Source organism: Bradyrhizobium viridifuturi (genome assembly GCF_001238275.1).
GTDB lineage: Bacteria > Pseudomonadota > Alphaproteobacteria > Rhizobiales > Xanthobacteraceae > Bradyrhizobium > Bradyrhizobium viridifuturi.
In genome coordinates this window covers 34,041-50,678 of the sequence record NZ_LGTB01000051.1, presented here as the reverse complement: position 1 = coordinate 50,678, position 16,638 = coordinate 34,041, and the positions used below count along the sequence as shown (strand labels likewise).

Below are 16,638 nucleotides of genomic sequence, written 5' to 3'. Positions count from 1 at the left end.
CGGCCGAGTGCGCAAATTGCGCACGGGAGCCGGGGCCCGTACACCGCGGCTTCTCAGTGGTGCAATCCGGTGGCCACCTTTACTTGCAAGCAACTCAGGCCGGTGGTTATGGGTCCCGGCCTTCGCCGGGACGACGGAGCTTGAAGCATGGCGATCGCCGACAGACTGGTGCTGCAACGGCAACGGCACCTGAAATGGCGGGCGCTCGACCGGCTCGAGCTGATCCTGATGATGCTGTGCGGCGTGCTGTGCTTCGGCTTCTCGCTCTCGGTCACCGCCGACATCGTCACCCGCACCATCGGCCATCCCTGGCTGTGGCTGCAGGAGTTGACCTCGACGCTGTTCATCTATGCGATCTTCATTGGAGCCGCGGCCGCGACGCGGCGTAATGATCATCTCTATCTCACCGCGCTCTCCGAAGCGATGCACGGCAGGTCGCGGCTGGTCGTCGAGATCGTCATCCGGCTGGTGGTGCTGGGCGTCGCCTTCTGCCTGGTCTGGTATGGCTACCAGAACTACCTCCGCGGCTTCGGCAGCTTCCGCCTGCCGTCGGGCACGCCGATCGCATCGCTCTATGCGGTGATCCCGCTGTCCGGAATCCTGATCGGCCTGTTCACCATTGAGCAGCTCGTCAACGGCATCCGCAACGGCTTTGACCATCCGGAGCCGCCGGACGACGATCCTGCGATACCAGCCGTCAGTCCCGGCGCAGCGACGGAGGTGCAGCCGTGAGCGCACCGGTCGTGCTTGCGCTGATGTCGTTCTGCTTCCTGTTCTTCGGCTATCTCGGCGTGCCGGTGCCGTTCTCGCTGATGGCCGGGGTGTTCGTCGGCGCGATGCTGTCGGACGTGTCGCTGGCGGCGATCATCCAGAAGATCTTCGACGGCGTCGATTCCGAGGCGCTGCTTGCGATCCCGTTCTTCCTTTTGGTCGGCGAGCTCATGAGCTCCGCCAATGTCGTGGTCCGCATCGCCAATCTGTCGGTTTCGCTGGTCGGGCATATCAGGGGCGGGCTGTCGCAGGTCGTGGTCGTGTTCAGCATGTTCTTCTCGGAGATGTCGGGCTCGACCACCGCCGATGTCGCGGTCATGAGCCGGGCGCTCGGCGGGCCGATGAAGCGGGAGGGCTATGAACCGGCCTTCATCGCCGCGATCATCGCTTCGGCCTCGACCATCGCGGCGCTGGTGCCGCCGAGCATCACGGCGGTGGTCTATGGCGCGGTCGGCAATGTCTCGATCGCCGGCCTGTTCATGGCAGGCGTCGTCCCCGGCCTGATGATCGGCTTCGGGCTGATGATCTATTGCTATTTCTTCGGGCCGTCAGGCCTGCGCAAGCCGCGCGCGCCGCTGCGCCAGGTCGTGTTCGCCGCGGGCGACGCCGCGCTGCCGCTGATGATCCCGGTGATTCTGCTCGGCGGCATCCTGACCGGCTGGTTCACGCCGACCGAAGCCGGCGTGGTCGCGGTCGCCTACATCATCATCGTGGTGATCCCGGCGCTGAACCGTGGGCACCTCAAGAAGATCCCGTACGATTTCTGCCTGGCCGGCCTGATCTTCTCGCTGCCGCTGATCACGATCGGCGCGGCGAACGCATTCGGCTGGATGCTGGCCTATCTGCGCGGCGCCATCTATATCGCGGACTGGATCACCTCGATCGCCGGCAACGATCCCCACCTCATCATGCTCTTGATGGTGCTGCTGTTCACCGTGGTCGGCGACTTCATCGAGCCGGTGCCGACCATCATCATCTTCATGCCGCTCGTGAACGCGTTGACCCAGGCCGGCGACATCAACGGCGTGCACATGGGCGTGGTGCTGATCGCGACGCTCGCCTTCGGCCTGATCACGCCGCCCTATGGGCTGGTGCTGCTGATGGCTTCGAAATTCGTCGGCATCAGCTTTGCCAAAGCGCTGCGCGCGGCATTGCCGATCTATGTCGTGTTCCTGGTCACGATCTGCTTCACGATCTATTTCCCGAGGTCGTGCTGTGGCTGCCCAAGCAGGTGATCCCGGAATCGGTCGGCTGCTTCAAGGCGCCGGGCGGCAAGGGATACATCTGCCCGAACTAATTGCTGATCTCCTCCACCGTCCAGGTACCTCCTGCGGGCGCAAAACGGAACGGCGTGCCGTAACGGTTCTCGAAGAAGCCCCCGCGCAGAGCCTGTGCGACCGCCTGCATGACGGCGTCGTGGCAGACGAACAGGATCTCGGCGCCGGGATGGCTTTCCTGCCACGTCGTAATGCAGCGCAGCGCGCGCTTGGAGACTGCGGCCCAGGGTTCGCCGTCCGCCGGAAGGATCGAGACCAGCTCTTCCAGCGCGGTGATGCCGTGCTTGCGCATGGTGTCACGGATCGATTGCCCCTCCAGGCTGCCGAAGTCGCATTCGACAATGTCGGCATCGATTGCAACGGGGCGCGACAGCGCTGCGCCCACGATGTCAGCGGTTTGCACGGCGCGCCGCAGCGGGCTCGCGACGATCACGGCGAGTGCGACGTTGCTGAGCCGCAGCGCGGCGGCGCGCGCCTGCGCGACGCCGTCATCGTTCAGCAGGTTGTCGGTGCGGCCCTGAAAGCGGTTTTGCCGGTTCCAGTCGGTCGCGCCGTGGCGGAGACACAGAAAGGAATGGGACGGCAAGGCCAATTGGGTTCACTTCGACTTGCTGGTGAATTTCTTCACGGCGACGCGGAAGTCCTCGGTGTGCATGGTCGTGATGATCTTGTGCTCCTCGGCGTCGAGCTGCTGTTTGGTCGGTGTGGTGGCCGCCTGATAGACCAGCGATTTGGTCGCCGCGATCGCCGCGGGCGGATTTTTCGCCAGGCGCTCGGCGAGTTGCCTTGTGGCCGCCTTCAGCTCGGCCGCGGGGACAGTCTTGACGACCAGCCCCCATTCATAGGCCTGCTGCGCGGTGAAGCCGTCCTCGGCAAGGAAGATCTGCAGCGCACGACGGGTGCCGACCGTGCCTACGATGCCGACCGTGCTGCCGCCGTCCGGCGACACGCCGATCTTGGCATAGGCGGGCGTGAAGCGGGCATCCTCCGCGGCGATGCACAGGTCGGTCACGAAGGCGAGGCCCATGCCGGCGCCGGCCGCCGAACCATGCACGCTGGACAGCACCATCTTCGGCATCCGCCGCACGGTCTCGATGAAGGCATGGTAGTGGCGCAGCATCTCGCTGACCACGGGGGTGACATTGTTGGTCTCGGCGGCGGCGCCGATCGTCTGCAGATCGCCGCCGGCGCAGAAGGCGCGGCCTTCGCCTTCGATGACAAGGACGCGGACGTCGTTGTTGGCTTCGACCTCGGCGCTGAGCTGCTCCAGCTTTTTGGCGATCGTCAGGTCGATCGCGTTGAATGCGGCCGGGCGGTTCAGCGTGATGGTCGCGATGGCGCCGTCGATGCGGAGCAAGGCGGGGTCGTTAGCGGAGGCGGGATCGGGCATCTCTAGGGACCTTGGGCTTGTTGGTTTCCGACATTTAAGGCCTTGGCGGAGGCTGTGGCAATGCGGCCCGGCGTCCAGAGGCGGTGTTCGGGTGCCGAGATTCGCCAGAGACCCCCTTGCGTCCGCGCGAGCCATGAGGCCAAATGGCCGTCAGCCTTCGGTACACAGACACGAGCGCTGTGGGGACGGGGCAAGCAAGCTAACATCGACAAGAGGAAACGGCATGGGTCGCTCCTGCTCGCGCGTATTTGGGTTGTTCCGATGACAGGCTCGGTCATCATCGTCGGTGCCGGACATGCCGGCTTCCAGCTCGCGGCGTCGCTGCGCCAAGCGGGCTTTTCTGAACGCATCGCCCTGATCAATGACGAAGGCCATTTGCCGTACCAACGGCCGCCTTTGTCGAAGGCCTATCTGAAGGGGACCGGCGGCCCCGAGACCCTGATGTTCCGGCCCGAGAAATTCTACCAGGACAACAAGATCGAGCTGATCACCGATCGTGCCCACGCGATCGACCGCAATGCGCGCAAGGTGGCGCTCGGCTCCGGCGCGTCGCTCGATTATGGCCATCTGGTGCTCGCGACCGGCGCGCGAAACCGGCTGCTCGATATTCCCAATGCCAAGCTGGATGCTGTGCGTTACCTGCGCACCCTCGACGAGAGCCAGGCGCTGCGCGACCTGATCGCGCCCGGCATGCGCGTCGTCGTGATCGGCGCGGGCTTCATCGGGCTCGAATTCGCCGCCACCGCACGGGCCAAGGGTCTCGAGGTCGACGTGGTGGAGCTCGCCTCCCGGGTGATGGCGCGCGCGGTGACCGCGGAGATTTCCGAATTCTCGCAGGCGCGCCACGCTGCGGCCGGCATCCGGATTCACCTCGGGGTCCAGGTCACGGCGATCGAGGCCGATGGTGCGAAGGTCACCGGGGTCAGCCTGAGCAACGGCACGCACATCCCGGCCGATCTCGTCGTGGTCGGCGTCGGCGTGCTGCCGAATGTCGAACTCGCGGCGGAAGCCGGCCTTCCTGTCGCGTCCGGCATCATCGTCGACGAGTATCTTCTGACCGCCGATCCCCATATCTCCGCGATCGGCGATTGCGCGCTCTACACCAGCAAGCGCTTCGGTGCATCGTTGCGGCTGGAGTCGGTGCAGAATGCCACCGACCATGCGCGCTGCGTGGCGTCGCGGCTGACCGGCAAGACCGAGGTCTATGACGGCCTGCCGTGGTTCTGGAGCGATCAGGGCCCCGACAAGCTGCAGATGGCGGGGCTGACTACCGGCTACGACCGCGTCGTGGTGCGCGGCGACCGCGCGCAGGGCGCGTTCTCGGCGTTCTGTTATCGCGGCGACAAATTGCTCGGTATCGAGTCGGTCAACCGCGCCGGCGACCACATGTTCGGACGCAGGCTGCTCGGCGCCGGCGGCTCTATCACGCCGGAGCAGGCGGCGGATATGAGCTTCGATTTGAAGAGTGCGCTGGCCTAGCACCATTGTCGTCCCGGCCTAGTGCGCAATTGCGCACGGGAGCCGGGACCCATACGCCGCGGCCTCTCGATTTGAGGCGGTGCGGGTTGACGTCAGTTCAAGACAATTGAGGCCGGTGGTTATGGGTCCCGGCCTTCGCCGGGACGACCCGTGGAAAGAACGGCGCTAACCTCCTCCGCCGTCGGCATCGACGGCGCAGCCCCCATCCGTTGCACGCAGATCGAGGCGGCGATGTTGGCGTAGGCCAGCGCGTCGCCGAGCGGCCTGCCGATCGCGAGCTGTGCGGCGAGGGTACCGACGAAACAGTCGCCGGCTCCTGTGGTGTCGACAGCCTTGACCTCGCGCCCGGGCACCAGCAGCGGCTGGTCATCGACCAGTGCCAGCACGCCGCGCTTGCCGAGCGTGACGCAGACGGTCTTGCCGCGCCCTAAGGTTCGCGCCGCCTCGGCAAAACGGGAGGGAGCGTCGCTGTCGCGCAGTTCGGCTCCCGCAAGGAGGCTGAGCTCGGTCTCGTTGAGGATCAGGACGTCGACGAGATCGAGCAGCGCCTTGTCCGCCTGTCTCGCCGGCGCCGGGTTGAGGATCGTGGTGGCGCCGGCGGCGCGGGCGCGGCGGAAGAATGCGGCGATCGTCGGCAGCGGAATCTCGAACTGGCTGACCGCGACGTCACCTTTCGCAAGCACGGGTGCTGCAACATCATCGGCATCGACCAGCCCGTTGGCGCCCGGTACGACCACAATCGTGTTGTCGGCATTGGCAAGCGTGATGATCGCGGTGCCCGAATGCGTGCCTTCGGTGTCCTTGACGAAGGAGAGATCGACGCCTTGCGCGGCGAGAAAGGTTCTCAGCTCCTTTCCGAACGCATCAGTGCCGAGCCGGCCGATCAGCGTGGTCGGCACGCCCTGCTTGGCCGATGCCACCGCCTGGTTGGCGCCCTTGCCGCCGGGAAAATAGAGCACGGCCTCGCCGGCCACGGTCTCGCCCACCTTCGGATGGCGCCCGGCGGTCGCCACCACGTCCATGTTGATGCTGCCCGCGACGAAGACGCGCCCCATGCCCACTCCCTTTCAGCCCGTCAAGCCGCGGCGCCAAACTCCTGCTTGACCGCGGCGATGTCGGCGAGCGTCGGCAGGCCGGCCTCGTTGCCGAGCTTCTGGATCTTGAAGGTCGACGCCGCGCGCGCGAATTCGAAATGCTCGCGCCAGGCCTTTCCGGGATTGGCGAGATAGGAATAGATATAGGCACCGTGGAAGACGTCGCCGGCGCCGTTGGTGTCGATCACGCGCTTGCGCGGTATAGGATACGCCGGCAGTGTCTGCACCGTACCCGCCTCGTCGTACCAGAGCAGGCCGCGCTCACCCATGGTGACGCCGCCGACCTTGCAGCCGCGGCTCTTGAGGTAGTCGAGCATCTGCTCCGGCGTCTTGTCCATCTGTTCGCACAGCCGTTCGGCGACGATCGCAACGTCGATGAAGGCGAGCAATTCATGCGTGTTGGTGCGCAGGCCGCCGCCGTCGAGCGAGGTCAGGATGCCGTCCTCGCGGCAGAGCTTGGCATAATGGATCGCGGCGTCCGGCTGGTGGCCGTCGATGTGGAGCGCGCGGCAGCCCTTGATGTTCAGCAGCGGAAAGGGGTGGATGTGCTGGTCGTCGCGGCAGCGGACGATGGCGCGCTTGCCGTCATTGGGCATGATGAAGGACAGCGAGGAGGAGTTGACCTTGCGGGGATGGAACGAGATGCCGTAGCGGTCGGCCATGTCCCAGAACATCCGTCCCAGCCAGTCATTGGCCATGGTGGCGATCAGGTCCGGCTCGATGCCGAGCTTGGCGCAGCAGAACGCCGCGGTCACCGCGTTGCCGCCGAATGAGACGGCGTAGGCGTCCGCGACGTGCTTCTCGTCGCCGACAGGCATGTGATCCGTGATGAAGGTGACGTCGATATAGGTCTGTCCAATGAAGAGAGCCTGCATTCGCTTCCCGTCGTCGCTTGGTGTGGTCCCGGCCGATGATCAGACTAGCACTGCTGGTCAGCCGATATCGCTGAAATTATTCGCAACCCTGCTTGGTTTGCAGGTAGAGATGATGGATGCGCCGCCCCGTTCTGGTATGCGGCATAACGGCCGGCGGCAGGCAGTGGTTCCGGGATTCGCAAGGAGAAGCACCATGACGGCAGATTTGGGGAGGCCAACGCCATGATAACCGGTCTCGATCACGTCGTCGTCCTCACCGGCGACATTGCCGCCGCCAGCGCAGCCTATGAGACGCTGTTCGCGCGGGCGCCGGCCTGGCGCAACAGCGGCGACGGCGCCGACCGCGTGCTGTTCACGCTCGACAACACGACGCTGGAGTTGATGGCGCCGCGCGGCGACGATACCGCCGCGCAGCGCGTCCGCGGCGCGCTCGTGACGCAAGGCGAGGGGCTCGCGAGCCTCTGCTTCCGCACCAGCGATATCGCCAGGACACACCGCAGGCTCGACCGGCTGACGCTGAAGCCCGAGCCGGTCGCCGAGGTCGAGAGCCGTGACGAGGCGAGCGGCGCCACGCTGGCGTGGAAGCGCACGCGTGCAGCGACCGATGCGACGCGGGGCGTGCGCATGTTCTTCCTGGAGCGTGCCCAGGAGCGGCCGCTCTCGGTCCGCACCACGCCGGCCTCGATCACCGCGATGGATCATGTGGTGGTCTCGACCGCCGACCCGGAACGCGCGGCGGCGCTCTACGGCGCGCGGCTCGGGCTCGACATGGCGCTCGATCGGTCGCATCCCGATTGGGGCCGGCTGATGTTCTTCCGCTGCGGCGATCTCGTCGTCGAGGTCACGCACCGGCCGGGCAAGGTGAACGACAAGGCGGAGGCCGACGCGCCGGACCGGCTGCGCGGGATCTGCTGGCGCGTCGCCGATATCGATGCCACGCGGACGCGGCTGGTTGCCGCCGGCGTCGACGTTTCCGAGATTCGCACCGGCCGCAAGCCCGGCACGCGCGTCATGACGGTGCGCAACGGCACGTGCGGCGTGCCGACGCTTCTGGTGCAGCCCTCGCAGGGAAAGCCAGACTAGCCCGCGCGTTGTGCGCGCGTCGTCACGGCAGCGTGCGTGGAGCAAGTCTTATCGTCATTCCGGGCGTGCGACGCACGAACCCGGAATCCATCGAGCCGCGATTGTGCAAAAATTCCCGCACAACTGACACAACAACATTCGTTCTCAAACGTCGCGCGTCATGCTACATTCATCGTTTCAGCATCACGGGCGATTGATTTGGCGAAGGCAAAGCGAATACAGAGATGGCAGCGCGACCCCCAGGGGATGCGGCTGCGGATTCTGGAGGCGGCCAAGCAGGAATTCGCCGCCCATGGCCTCGCCGGCGCGCGGGTCGACCGCATCGCGGCCAATGCCGGCGCCAACAAGCGCATGCTGTACTACCATGTCGGCAACAAGGAGGATCTCTATCTCGAGGTGCTGGAAGGCGCCTATGAGAAGATCCGCGCCGAGGAACGCACGCTCGACCTCGAGCATCTTGATCCGCCCGAGGCGATCGGGCGCCTGATCGACTTCACCTGGAACTATTTTCTGCGCAATCCCGAGTTCCTGGCATTGCTGAATACGGAAAACCTCGCCAAGGCGAAGCATCTGAAGCGCTCGACCAAAGTCAAGTCGATGCACTCGCCCTTTGTCGAGATGATCCGTACCGTGGTGACGCGCGGGGTCGAGAGCGGCGATTTCCGCGTCGCGGTCGATCCGGTGCAACTCTACATCTCGATCGCGGGCCTCGCGTTCTTCTACCTCTCCAACAGCGCGACGCTGAGCGTGATCTTCGGCCGCGACCTCCTGAAGAAGGATGCTCGCGACGAGCGCCTCGAGCACATGACCGCGCTGGTGCTGGCGGCGCTGACCGGAAAATCCGCGGCCGCATTCGGCGCGATGCCGCTGCGGCATGCCGCGGAACACCGCGTGGTGTGACGGGGCGCGGTTCATCCGCAACCCATATCGATAAAAATCCGTCTGACGAAAGTAGGGGATTTCAGCGCGATTTTGCCGCGTGTGAGGGGCTGGACAGTATTTATCCAACGGGTTAATTTCTGGCCGAACTGAGAAACTGCAAGGGAGCGTGACGTGGCGGAGGCAAAGAGCCCCTCAAGCCTGTCGAAGGTGCTGAATGCGGCGTGGCTGCGCCCGTTCCTGTTCCTCGTGGTCATCGTGGCGGCCTGGGATCTATCGATCCGCCTGTTCCACATTCCGGCCTATCAGATCCCGTCGCCCGGCGACGTCGTCGCAGTGTTGTGGAGCGACTGGCCGGAGCTGCTGCGGCAGTCCTGGCCGACCACCTATGCGACGCTCTGCGGTTTCCTGCTCTCGGCGCTGTTCGGCATTCCCGTCGCGATGCTGATCGCGGGCTCGAAGACGGTCGAGAGCTACGTCTATCCGTTGCTGGTGTTCTCCCAGTCGGTGCCGAAGATCGCGATCGCGCCGCTGTTCGTGGTGTGGTTCGGCTTCGGCATCATTCCCAAGGTGATCTCGGCGTTCCTGCTCGGTTTCTTCCCCGTCGTGGTCTCGGCGGTGCAGGGCTTCAAGTCGGTCGATCCCGACATGGTCGACCTCGCGCGGGCGATGCAGGGCAGCCGCTTCAAGGTGTTCTGCGCGGTCAACCTGCCGCACGCGATGCCCGCGATCTTCTCCGGCCTGAAGGTGTCGGTGACGCTCGCCGTCGTCGGCGCCGTGGTCGGCGAATTCGTCGGCTCCAATTCCGGCATCGGCTATGTGATGCAGCGCTCGATCGGTACCTTCGACCTGCCGACGATGTTCGCCGCGCTGGTGATCCTGGCGCTGCTCGGCGTCATCCTGTTCTGGATCGTCGACCGCATCGAGCGGCTGGTGATCCCCTGGCACGTCAGCCAGCGCGACGACATCAGCTTCGCTTCCTAGCGCAGAAAACGAACAAGCGGCCCACACAAGGGCCGGATCATAAAGGGAGAACAACCATGAAGCGTTTGATTGCGGTCGCCGGCGCCGTACTGGCATGGACCGCGCTCGCGGTGGCCCCGGCAGCGGCGGCCGACAAGGTCGTGCTGATGCTGAACTGGTACGTCTATGGCGAGCACGCGCCGTTCTATTACGGCAAGGCCAAGGGCATCTATGCGGCCGAGGGCATCGACCTCGAGATCCAGGAAGGCCGCGGCTCGGCTGCGACCACGCAGGCGGTGGCGGCCAAGACCGCCGATTTCGGCTATGTCGACGTGCCCACCATGATGCGCGCCGCAGTGAAGGGCGCGCCTGTGATCGCAACCGGCGTCTTGCTGCAGACCAGCCCGATGTCGGCGATGGGCTTCGTCGACAAGAACATCAAGAAGCCGGAGGACATCAAGGGCAAGACGGTCGCGATCACGCCCGCGGATTCCATGACGCAGATCTGGCCGCTGTTCCTGAAGAAGACCGGTCTGAAGGAAAGCGATTTCCAGACAGTTGCGGGCGACGGCCAGACCAAGCTCAACGCCGTGATCAACGGCCAGGCCGATCTCCTGCTCGGCTACGTCATGGACCAATCGATGAAGATCAAGGACGCCACCGGCAAGGACGTCTATCCGATCAAGTTCGCCGACTACGGCATCAACATGGTCTCGTCGGGCATCATCGCCAATTCCGACTATGTGAAGGCCAATGCCGACCTGGTCCGCCGCTTCATGTCGGCGACGACAAAGGCGGTGGAAGCCGCGGAGAAGGATCCGAAGGCCGCGGCGCAGGCGATCCTCGACGCCAACCCGAAGGGCGGCAAGATCGATACGCTGACCCAGGGCTTCGAGCTGACGATCCCGCTCTACCGCACGCCGGAGACCAAGGACAAGCGGCCGTTCCAGGTCACCGACCAGAACATGACGGAGTCGGTCAACCTCATGGTCGAGTATGGCGGCCTCGATGCCAAGGCGAAGGCCAATCCGAAGGCGTTCTACACCAACGACTATCTGCCGAAGGGTAATTCGTGAACCACTTGTATCAGCCGTCGTCCCTGCCGAGTGCGCACTTGCGTACGGAGCAGGGACCCATAACCACCGGCGTCAATTGTTGCGGAAGGTCTCTCCCCGTGTGCCCGAACCAGAAGCCGCGGCGTATGGGTCCCTGCTTTCGCAGGGACGACGGGTGGAGAGGATCGCGATGAATCCAGCAACCAAACCCGCTGACGCCGTCCAACCCGCGGCGCATCTGCGGCTGGTGTCGGACCGCGCGGCCGGCGCTGCGCCGGGCATCAAGCTGTCGGGCGTGTCGAAGACCTACCGGTCGCGCGATGGCGACGTGCCGTCGCTGCGGCCGCTCGACTTCACCATCAATGACGGCGAGTTCTTTGTCGTGGTCGGGCCCTCAGGCTGCGGCAAGTCCACGCTGCTGAAGATGATCTCGGGCCTGCTGCCGCCGACATCAGGAGAGGTGCTGGTCGACGGCGAGGTGGTGACCAAGCCGCACGGCAATGTCGGCATCGTGTTCCAGAACGCGCTGCTGCTGCCGTGGCGCAACATCCTTTCCAACGTGATGCTGCCGATCGACATGAAGCAGCTCGCCCGCGACAAATATCTCGCCCGCGCCAGGGAGCTCCTGAAGCTCGTCGGCCTCGAAGGCTTCGAGAAGAAGCTGCCCTGGCAGCTCTCCGGCGGCATGCAGCAGCGCGCCTCGATCTGCCGCGCGCTGGTGCACGATCCCAAGATCATGCTGATGGACGAGCCGTTTGGCGCGCTCGACGCCATGACGCGGGAGCGGATGAACGTCGAGCTGATGCGGATCCAGCGCGAGACCGGCAAGACGGTGCTGCTGATCACGCACTCGATTCCCGAAGCCGTGTTCCTCGCCGACCGCGTGCTCGTCATGACCGAGCGGCCCGGCGCGATCGCGGCGATTTACGACGTGCCGATGCCGCGGCCGCGCTCGCTCGACACGATGTCCGATCCCGTCTTCACCGAACTGGTGCAGCGGATCCGCAAGCATTTCTTCACGCAGGGGTCGCTGGACTGAACCGAGCCTACGATGCCGCTTCGCCTCAAAGTCAAAGATATCGCCTTCTTCGAACGGCCGCTGCCCTTCGCCCGGCCATTCCGCTTCGGCGCGGTGACGATCACGGCGTCGACGCAGCTGTTCGTGCGGGTCGAGATCGAGGTGGAGGGCAAGGGCCGGGCGACCGGCGCCGGCGCCGAAATGCTGGCGCCGAAATGGTTCGACAAGCGGCCGCATCTGACGGAAGCGCAGTCGCTCGACGGCCTGCGCCGCTCGCTCGCGATTGCGCGCGGGCTCTATCTGGCGAACCGGGATTTTGAAACCGCGTTCGGCCTGCATGCCCGGTGTATCGGCGCACAGGTCGCGGCCTGTGCCGCCGAGGACATCCCGCCGCTCGCTGCCGGCTTCGGCCCGGCCGAGATCGACAAGGCGATCCTCGATGCGCTGCTGCGTGCGGCCGGTGTCAATTTCTTCGACGGCATGGCCGGCAACATCGCTGGTATCGACGCGCGGCTGACGCCCGATCTCGATGACGCCGCGATCGCCCGCTTCCTTGCGACCCGCCAGCGGCTCGATCGTGTCGCCGTCAGGCACACGGTCGGGATGGACGACACGGTCGAAGGCGAGGGCGGTGTCGCCGACCGTAACGAGAATGCCGGTGCGCGGTATTTCAAGCTCAAGCTGAACGGCGATCCTGCTCACGATACGGCGCGGCTAAAGCGGATCAGCGGCGAGCTTGCAAAGCTGCCCTATGCCATCAAGGTGACGCTCGACGCCAACGAGCAGTATGCCGACCTCGCCGCGCTGAATGCGCTGGCCGAGCGGCTCGACCATGACGCGGCATTGCGGCCGATCGCGGCGAACCTGCTCTACATCGAACAGCCGATGCCGCGCGATATCACAAGGGCGTCGCCGCTCGGGCCGCTGGCGGCGCGGAACTTCATCATCGACGAGGCCGACGATTCCTACGACGCCTTCCCGCGGGCGCGGGCGCTCGGCTATCGCGGCATCTCCTCGAAATCGTGCAAGGGCATCTACAAGTCGATCATCAATGCGACGCGCGCAGCGACGTGGAGTTCCGATGGCGATCGGTACTTCATCGGCGGCGAGGACCTGACCTGCCAGGCCGGGCTCGGCGTGCAGCAGGATCTCGCGCTCGGGGCGCTGATCGGCGTGACCCATGCCGAGCGGAATGGGCATCACTATGTTGACGGCTTTGCCGACACCCCGGCCGATGAAGCCGACGCCTTCCTCACCGCGCATCCCGACCTCTACACGCGCGTCGGCGGCAAGGTCCGCCTTGCGATCCATGACGGCGATCTCCTGACCGGATCGATCGCCGCCGCCTCAGGCTTTGCCAGTTCGATCCATGCGGACTGGTCCACCATGCAGCCGCTGAAGCGGCCAACGCCACGCGTTTCGCAGGAGCAGACAGTATGACGACCAAACGCCTCGGCCTGATCATGAACGGCGTCACCGGCCGGATGGGACTCAACCAGCATCTGATCCGCTCGATCGTTGCGATCCGCGAGCAGGGCGGCGTGCAGCTCGCGAACGGCGACCGCATCATGCCTGATCCGATCCTGGTCGGCCGCGACGCCGAGAAGGTCGCCGGCCTCGCCAAACGCTACAATATCGAGCGTCACGCCACCGATCTCGATCGCGCGCTCGCCGACAAGAATGACACAGTGTTCTTCGATGCCGCGACCACGCAGGCGCGCCCCTCGCTGCTGACCAAGGCGATCAATGCCGGCAAGCATGTCTATTGCGAGAAGCCGATCGCGACCAATCTCGAGGAAGCCGTCGCGGTCGTGAAGCTCGCCAATGCCAAGGGTCTCAAGCACGGCACGGTGCAGGACAAGCTGTTCCTGCCCGGCCTGAAGAAGCTCGCCTTCCTGCGCGACTCCGGCTTCTTCGGCCGGATGCTCTCGGTGCGCGGCGAGTTCGGCTATTGGGTGTTTGAGGGCGGCTGGCAGGAAGCGCAGCGGCCGTCATGGAACTACCGCGCCGAGGACGGCGGCGGCATCATTCTGGATATGGTCTGCCATTGGCGCTACGTGCTCGACAATCTGTTCGGCGAAGTCGAGAGCGTGGTCTGCATCGGCACCACCGATATCCCCGAGCGCTATGACGAAAAGGGCAAGAAATACCAGGCGACCGCCGACGATTCCGCTTACGCCACCTTCCGCCTGAAGGGCGGCGTGATCGCGCATATCAACATGAGCTGGGTGACGCGGGTTTACCGTGACGACCTCGTCACCTTCCAGGTCGACGGCACCCATGGCTCGGCGGTCGCGGGCCTGACCGACTGCATGATCCAGGCGCGCCAGGCGACGCCGCGGCCGGTGTGGAATCCGGACGAGAAGCGCATGCACGATTTCTATGCCGACTGGCAGAAGCTCCCCGAGAACGTCGTCTACGACAACGGCTTCAAGGAGCAGTGGGAGATGTTCATCCGCCATGTCTGCGAGGATGCGCCCTACAAATACACCCTGCTCGAAGGCGCGAAGGGCGTGCAGCTCGCCGAATGCGCGCTGAAGAGCTGGAAGGAGCGGCGCTGGATCGACGTCGCGCCGATCGCAGTCTGAGAAGGACCTTGCCATGAACAAGCCAGTCCTGCCGATGTCATCCCTTTCGCTGAAGCTGCCGACCGCCGATGGCGGCCTCGAGACCTATCGCCTGGCGGCGTCGCGGACCTTTCCGGCAAAGCTCGAGGGCACGCTCAACCGCGTGGCGTTCTCTGCGGCCCATGTGGTGGTCGATCCCCGCGCGACGTGGATCCCTGGCTGACGGCTGCGATCGACTGGGACAAGACGATCGCATTCCGCGAGCATGTCTGGGACCTCGGCCTCGGTGTCGCCGAGGCGATGGACACCGCGCAGCGCGGCATGGGGCTCGATTGGGCGACCTCGCTCGAATTGATCCAGCGCTCAGTTAAGGCTGCGAAGGCGAGGGGCAATGCGCTGGTGTTTTCGGGCGCCGGCACCGATCATCTCGCTGTGGAAGACGCCAGATCGATCGACGATGTGATCCGCGCCTATGAGGAGCAGATCGCGGCGGTGGAGAAAGCCGGCGGCCGCATCATCCTGATGGCCTCGCGCGCGCTGGCAAAGCTCGGCAAGACCGCGGACGATTACGCTGGGGTTTATGACCGCGTGCTGTCGCAGGTCCGCGAGCCGGTGATCATCCACTGGCTCGGCGATATGTTCGATCCGGCGCTGTCAGGCTACTGGGGCACGGCCGATCTCGACAAGGCGATGGACACCGCGGTTGCGATCATCAACGCCAATGCGGCCAAGGTCGATGGCGTCAAGGTATCGTTGCTCGACAAGCAGCGCGAGATCGACATGCGGCGGCGGCTCGACCCGCGTGTGAAGATGTACACCGGCGACGACTTCAACTACGCCGAACTGATCGCCGGCGACGACAAGGGATTTTCCCACGCGCTGCTCGGCATCTTCGATGCGATCGCGCCGGCCGCGTCCTACGCGCTGTCGCGGCTCGCGGCGGGCGATGAGGCCGGCTTCCACGACGTGCTGGGGCCGACCGTGCCGCTGTCGCGCCATATCTTCAAGGCGCCGACCCGCTTCTACAAGACCGGCATCGTGTTCATGGCGTACCTCAACGGCCACCAGGATCACTTCACGATGGTCGGCGGGCAGGAGAGCGCGCGCTCGACCCTGCATCTCGCCGAACTGTTCCGGCTTGCCGATCAGGCGGGGCTGCTCGCCGATCCGGAGCTCGCGACGCGCCGGATGACGACGATCCTCGCCACCCGCGGCATCGACGCCTGATGCGCGACTTTTCCAGAGATCACCGCTGGCTGTCGCTGAACACGGCGACCGTCCGCAAGCAGGGCGATCTTCTCGCCATCATCGACGCCTGTGCGCGCCATGGCATCCGCGCCATCGATCCCTGGCGCGACCAGGTCGCTGCCGTCGGCCTCGACCGTGCGGTGCGCGCGGTCAGGGACGCCGGGCTCGATCTCTCGGGCTATTGTCGCGGCGGCATGTTCACGGCCGATAGCGCGCATCGCGCCGCGGCCCGCGACGACAACCGCCGCGCGGTCGACGAGGCGACGGCGCTCGGCGCCTCCTGCATCGTGCTCGTGGTCGGCGGCCTGCCGCAATATTCGCGGCCGGGCAGTGCGGCCTCGAAGGACATCGCAGCGGCGCGCCATCAGGTGCATGACGGCATCGCCGAGATGCTTGAATATGCCAAGCAGGCGAAGCTGCCGCTGGCGATCGAGCCGCTGCATCCGGCCTATGCCGCCGACCGCGCCTGCGTGAACACGACAAAGCACGCGCTCGACATCTGCGACGCGCTCGATCCCGGCCGCACCGGCACGATCGGCGTCGCGCTCGACGTCTATCACATCTGGTGGGACCCGGAACTGACGGGCCAGATCGCGCGCGCCGGCAAGCATCGCCTGCTCGCATTCCATGTCTGCGACTGGCTGGTGCCGACCAGGGACATCCTCAACGACCGCGGCATGATGGGCGACGGCGTGATCGACATCAAATCGGTGCGCGCGCTGGTCGAGGCGCAGGGCTTTGCCGGTTATTCGGAGATCGAGATCTTCTCCAATGACTGGTGGGGCCGGCCGCTCGACGAGGTGCTGCGGACCTGCATCGAACGGCACCGGACGGTGGTCTGACCCGCCAGCCTCGTCCGGTGGACAAGGCGAGGCATGCCCGTTATTCCGGTTCGTGCCGAGCGTGCACGGTGCAGAAGCGCCGTTGCGCGCCGCGACC

At 65.4% G+C, this 16,638-nt stretch carries 14 protein-coding genes and 2 pseudogenes; 12 read left to right on the top strand and 4 right to left on the bottom strand.

The window, feature by feature from the left end:
• The first annotated feature begins 147 nt into the window (after nucleotides 1-147).
• Complete coding sequence (locus tag ALC15_RS35210; protein WP_050631269.1) at nucleotides 148-732, top strand: TRAP transporter small permease; 585 nt, start codon at nucleotides 148-150, stop codon at nucleotides 730-732.
• Nucleotides 729-2,068, top strand: a pseudogene (locus ALC15_RS35205) (TRAP transporter large permease). The gene ALC15_RS35210 and the pseudogene ALC15_RS35205 overlap by 4 nt, the downstream one beginning before the upstream one ends.
• On the opposite strand, the gene ALC15_RS35200 reads toward ALC15_RS35205, so the two are convergent.
• Nucleotides 2,065-2,634 carry a histidine phosphatase family protein gene (locus ALC15_RS35200; protein WP_095733495.1) on the bottom strand — a complete coding sequence of 190 codons (570 nt, stop codon included), beginning with the start codon at nucleotides 2,632-2,634 and terminating at the stop codon, nucleotides 2,065-2,067. The pseudogene ALC15_RS35205 and the gene ALC15_RS35200 overlap by 4 nt on opposite strands.
• Before the next feature lie 12 nt (nucleotides 2,635-2,646).
• Nucleotides 2,647-3,438, bottom strand: a complete 792-nt coding sequence (locus ALC15_RS35195; RefSeq protein WP_050631267.1) for an enoyl-CoA hydratase/isomerase family protein — start codon at nucleotides 3,436-3,438, stop codon at nucleotides 2,647-2,649.
• Between the two features lie 261 nt (nucleotides 3,439-3,699).
• Between ALC15_RS35195 and ALC15_RS35190 the strand changes: the two genes are divergently transcribed.
• Nucleotides 3,700-4,917 (top strand): NAD(P)/FAD-dependent oxidoreductase, encoded by a 1,218-nt coding sequence (locus ALC15_RS35190; protein ID WP_050631266.1) that lies wholly within the window; start codon nucleotides 3,700-3,702, stop codon nucleotides 4,915-4,917.
• A 119-nt stretch (nucleotides 4,918-5,036) separates the two neighbouring features.
• On the opposite strand, the gene ALC15_RS35185 is transcribed toward ALC15_RS35190, so the two are convergent.
• Complete coding sequence (locus ALC15_RS35185; protein WP_050631265.1) at nucleotides 5,037-5,972, bottom strand: ribokinase; 936 nt, start codon at nucleotides 5,970-5,972, stop codon at nucleotides 5,037-5,039.
• Nucleotides 5,973-5,992: 20 nt separating this feature from the next.
• Complete coding sequence (locus ALC15_RS35180) at nucleotides 5,993-6,886, bottom strand: sugar kinase (protein ID WP_050631264.1); 894 nt, start codon at nucleotides 6,884-6,886, stop codon at nucleotides 5,993-5,995.
• Between the two features lie 222 nt (nucleotides 6,887-7,108).
• On the opposite strand from ALC15_RS35180, the gene ALC15_RS35175 reads away from it, so the two are divergent.
• The 9 genes and pseudogenes from ALC15_RS35175 (at nucleotide 7,109) to ALC15_RS35135 (ending at nucleotide 16,541) form a co-directional block, all read left to right on the top strand.
• Nucleotides 7,109-7,969 (top strand): VOC family protein, encoded by an 861-nt coding sequence (locus ALC15_RS35175; RefSeq protein ID WP_050631263.1) that lies wholly within the window; start codon nucleotides 7,109-7,111, stop codon nucleotides 7,967-7,969.
• A gap of 246 nt (nucleotides 7,970-8,215) precedes the next feature.
• Nucleotides 8,216-8,869 (top strand): TetR/AcrR family transcriptional regulator, encoded by a 654-nt coding sequence (locus ALC15_RS35170; RefSeq protein ID WP_050631262.1) that lies wholly within the window; start codon nucleotides 8,216-8,218, stop codon nucleotides 8,867-8,869.
• A gap of 153 nt (nucleotides 8,870-9,022) precedes the next feature.
• Nucleotides 9,023-9,832, top strand: a complete 810-nt coding sequence (locus ALC15_RS35165; RefSeq protein WP_050631261.1) for an ABC transporter permease — start codon at nucleotides 9,023-9,025, stop codon at nucleotides 9,830-9,832.
• Between the two features lie 56 nt (nucleotides 9,833-9,888).
• A complete protein-coding gene (locus ALC15_RS35160; RefSeq protein WP_050631260.1) occupies nucleotides 9,889-10,887 on the top strand; it encodes an ABC transporter substrate-binding protein in 999 nt (332 codons plus the stop codon).
• A gap of 169 nt (nucleotides 10,888-11,056) precedes the next feature.
• Complete coding sequence (locus ALC15_RS35155) at nucleotides 11,057-11,905, top strand: ABC transporter ATP-binding protein (RefSeq protein WP_050631259.1); 849 nt, start codon at nucleotides 11,057-11,059, stop codon at nucleotides 11,903-11,905.
• Between the two features lie 12 nt (nucleotides 11,906-11,917).
• Nucleotides 11,918-13,324 (top strand): enolase-like domain-containing protein, encoded by a 1,407-nt coding sequence (locus tag ALC15_RS35150; RefSeq protein WP_050631258.1) that lies wholly within the window; start codon nucleotides 11,918-11,920, stop codon nucleotides 13,322-13,324.
• Entirely contained in the window at nucleotides 13,321-14,472 is a 1,152-nt protein-coding gene (locus tag ALC15_RS35145; protein WP_050631257.1) for a Gfo/Idh/MocA family protein, read from the top strand. The genes ALC15_RS35150 and ALC15_RS35145 overlap by 4 nt, the downstream gene beginning before the upstream one ends.
• A gap of 13 nt (nucleotides 14,473-14,485) precedes the next feature.
• Nucleotides 14,486-15,678 (top strand): annotated as a pseudogene (locus ALC15_RS35140) (dihydrodipicolinate synthase family protein).
• Nucleotides 15,678-16,541 (top strand): sugar phosphate isomerase/epimerase family protein, encoded by an 864-nt coding sequence (locus ALC15_RS35135; protein WP_050631256.1) that lies wholly within the window; start codon nucleotides 15,678-15,680, stop codon nucleotides 16,539-16,541. Before ALC15_RS35140 ends, ALC15_RS35135 begins: the two are co-directional and overlap by 1 nt.
• Nucleotides 16,542-16,638 lie beyond the last annotated feature (97 nt).

Excerpts from the sequence above, each read along its gene's own strand:
- ALC15_RS35210 (WP_050631269.1), top strand. The coding sequence starts at position 148 with ATGGCGATCGCCGACAGACTGGTGCTGCAACGGCAACGGCACCTGAAA.
- ALC15_RS35195 (WP_050631267.1), bottom strand. The coding sequence starts at position 3,438 with ATGCCCGATCCCGCCTCCGCTAACGACCCCGCCTTGCTCCGCATCGAC.
- ALC15_RS35190 (WP_050631266.1), top strand. The coding sequence starts at position 3,700 with ATGACAGGCTCGGTCATCATCGTCGGTGCCGGACATGCCGGCTTCCAG.
- ALC15_RS35185 (WP_050631265.1), bottom strand. The coding sequence starts at position 5,972 with ATGGGGCGCGTCTTCGTCGCGGGCAGCATCAACATGGACGTGGTGGCG.
- ALC15_RS35180 (WP_050631264.1), bottom strand. The coding sequence starts at position 6,886 with ATGCAGGCTCTCTTCATTGGACAGACCTATATCGACGTCACCTTCATC.
- ALC15_RS35175 (WP_050631263.1), top strand. The coding sequence starts at position 7,109 with ATGATAACCGGTCTCGATCACGTCGTCGTCCTCACCGGCGACATTGCC.
- ALC15_RS35170 (WP_050631262.1), top strand. The coding sequence starts at position 8,216 with ATGCGGCTGCGGATTCTGGAGGCGGCCAAGCAGGAATTCGCCGCCCAT.
- ALC15_RS35160 (WP_050631260.1), top strand. The coding sequence starts at position 9,889 with ATGAAGCGTTTGATTGCGGTCGCCGGCGCCGTACTGGCATGGACCGCG.
- ALC15_RS35155 (WP_050631259.1), top strand. The coding sequence starts at position 11,057 with ATGAATCCAGCAACCAAACCCGCTGACGCCGTCCAACCCGCGGCGCAT.
- ALC15_RS35150 (WP_050631258.1), top strand. The coding sequence starts at position 11,918 with ATGCCGCTTCGCCTCAAAGTCAAAGATATCGCCTTCTTCGAACGGCCG.
- ALC15_RS35145 (WP_050631257.1), top strand. The coding sequence starts at position 13,321 with ATGACGACCAAACGCCTCGGCCTGATCATGAACGGCGTCACCGGCCGG.
- ALC15_RS35135 (WP_050631256.1), top strand. The coding sequence starts at position 15,678 with ATGCGCGACTTTTCCAGAGATCACCGCTGGCTGTCGCTGAACACGGCG.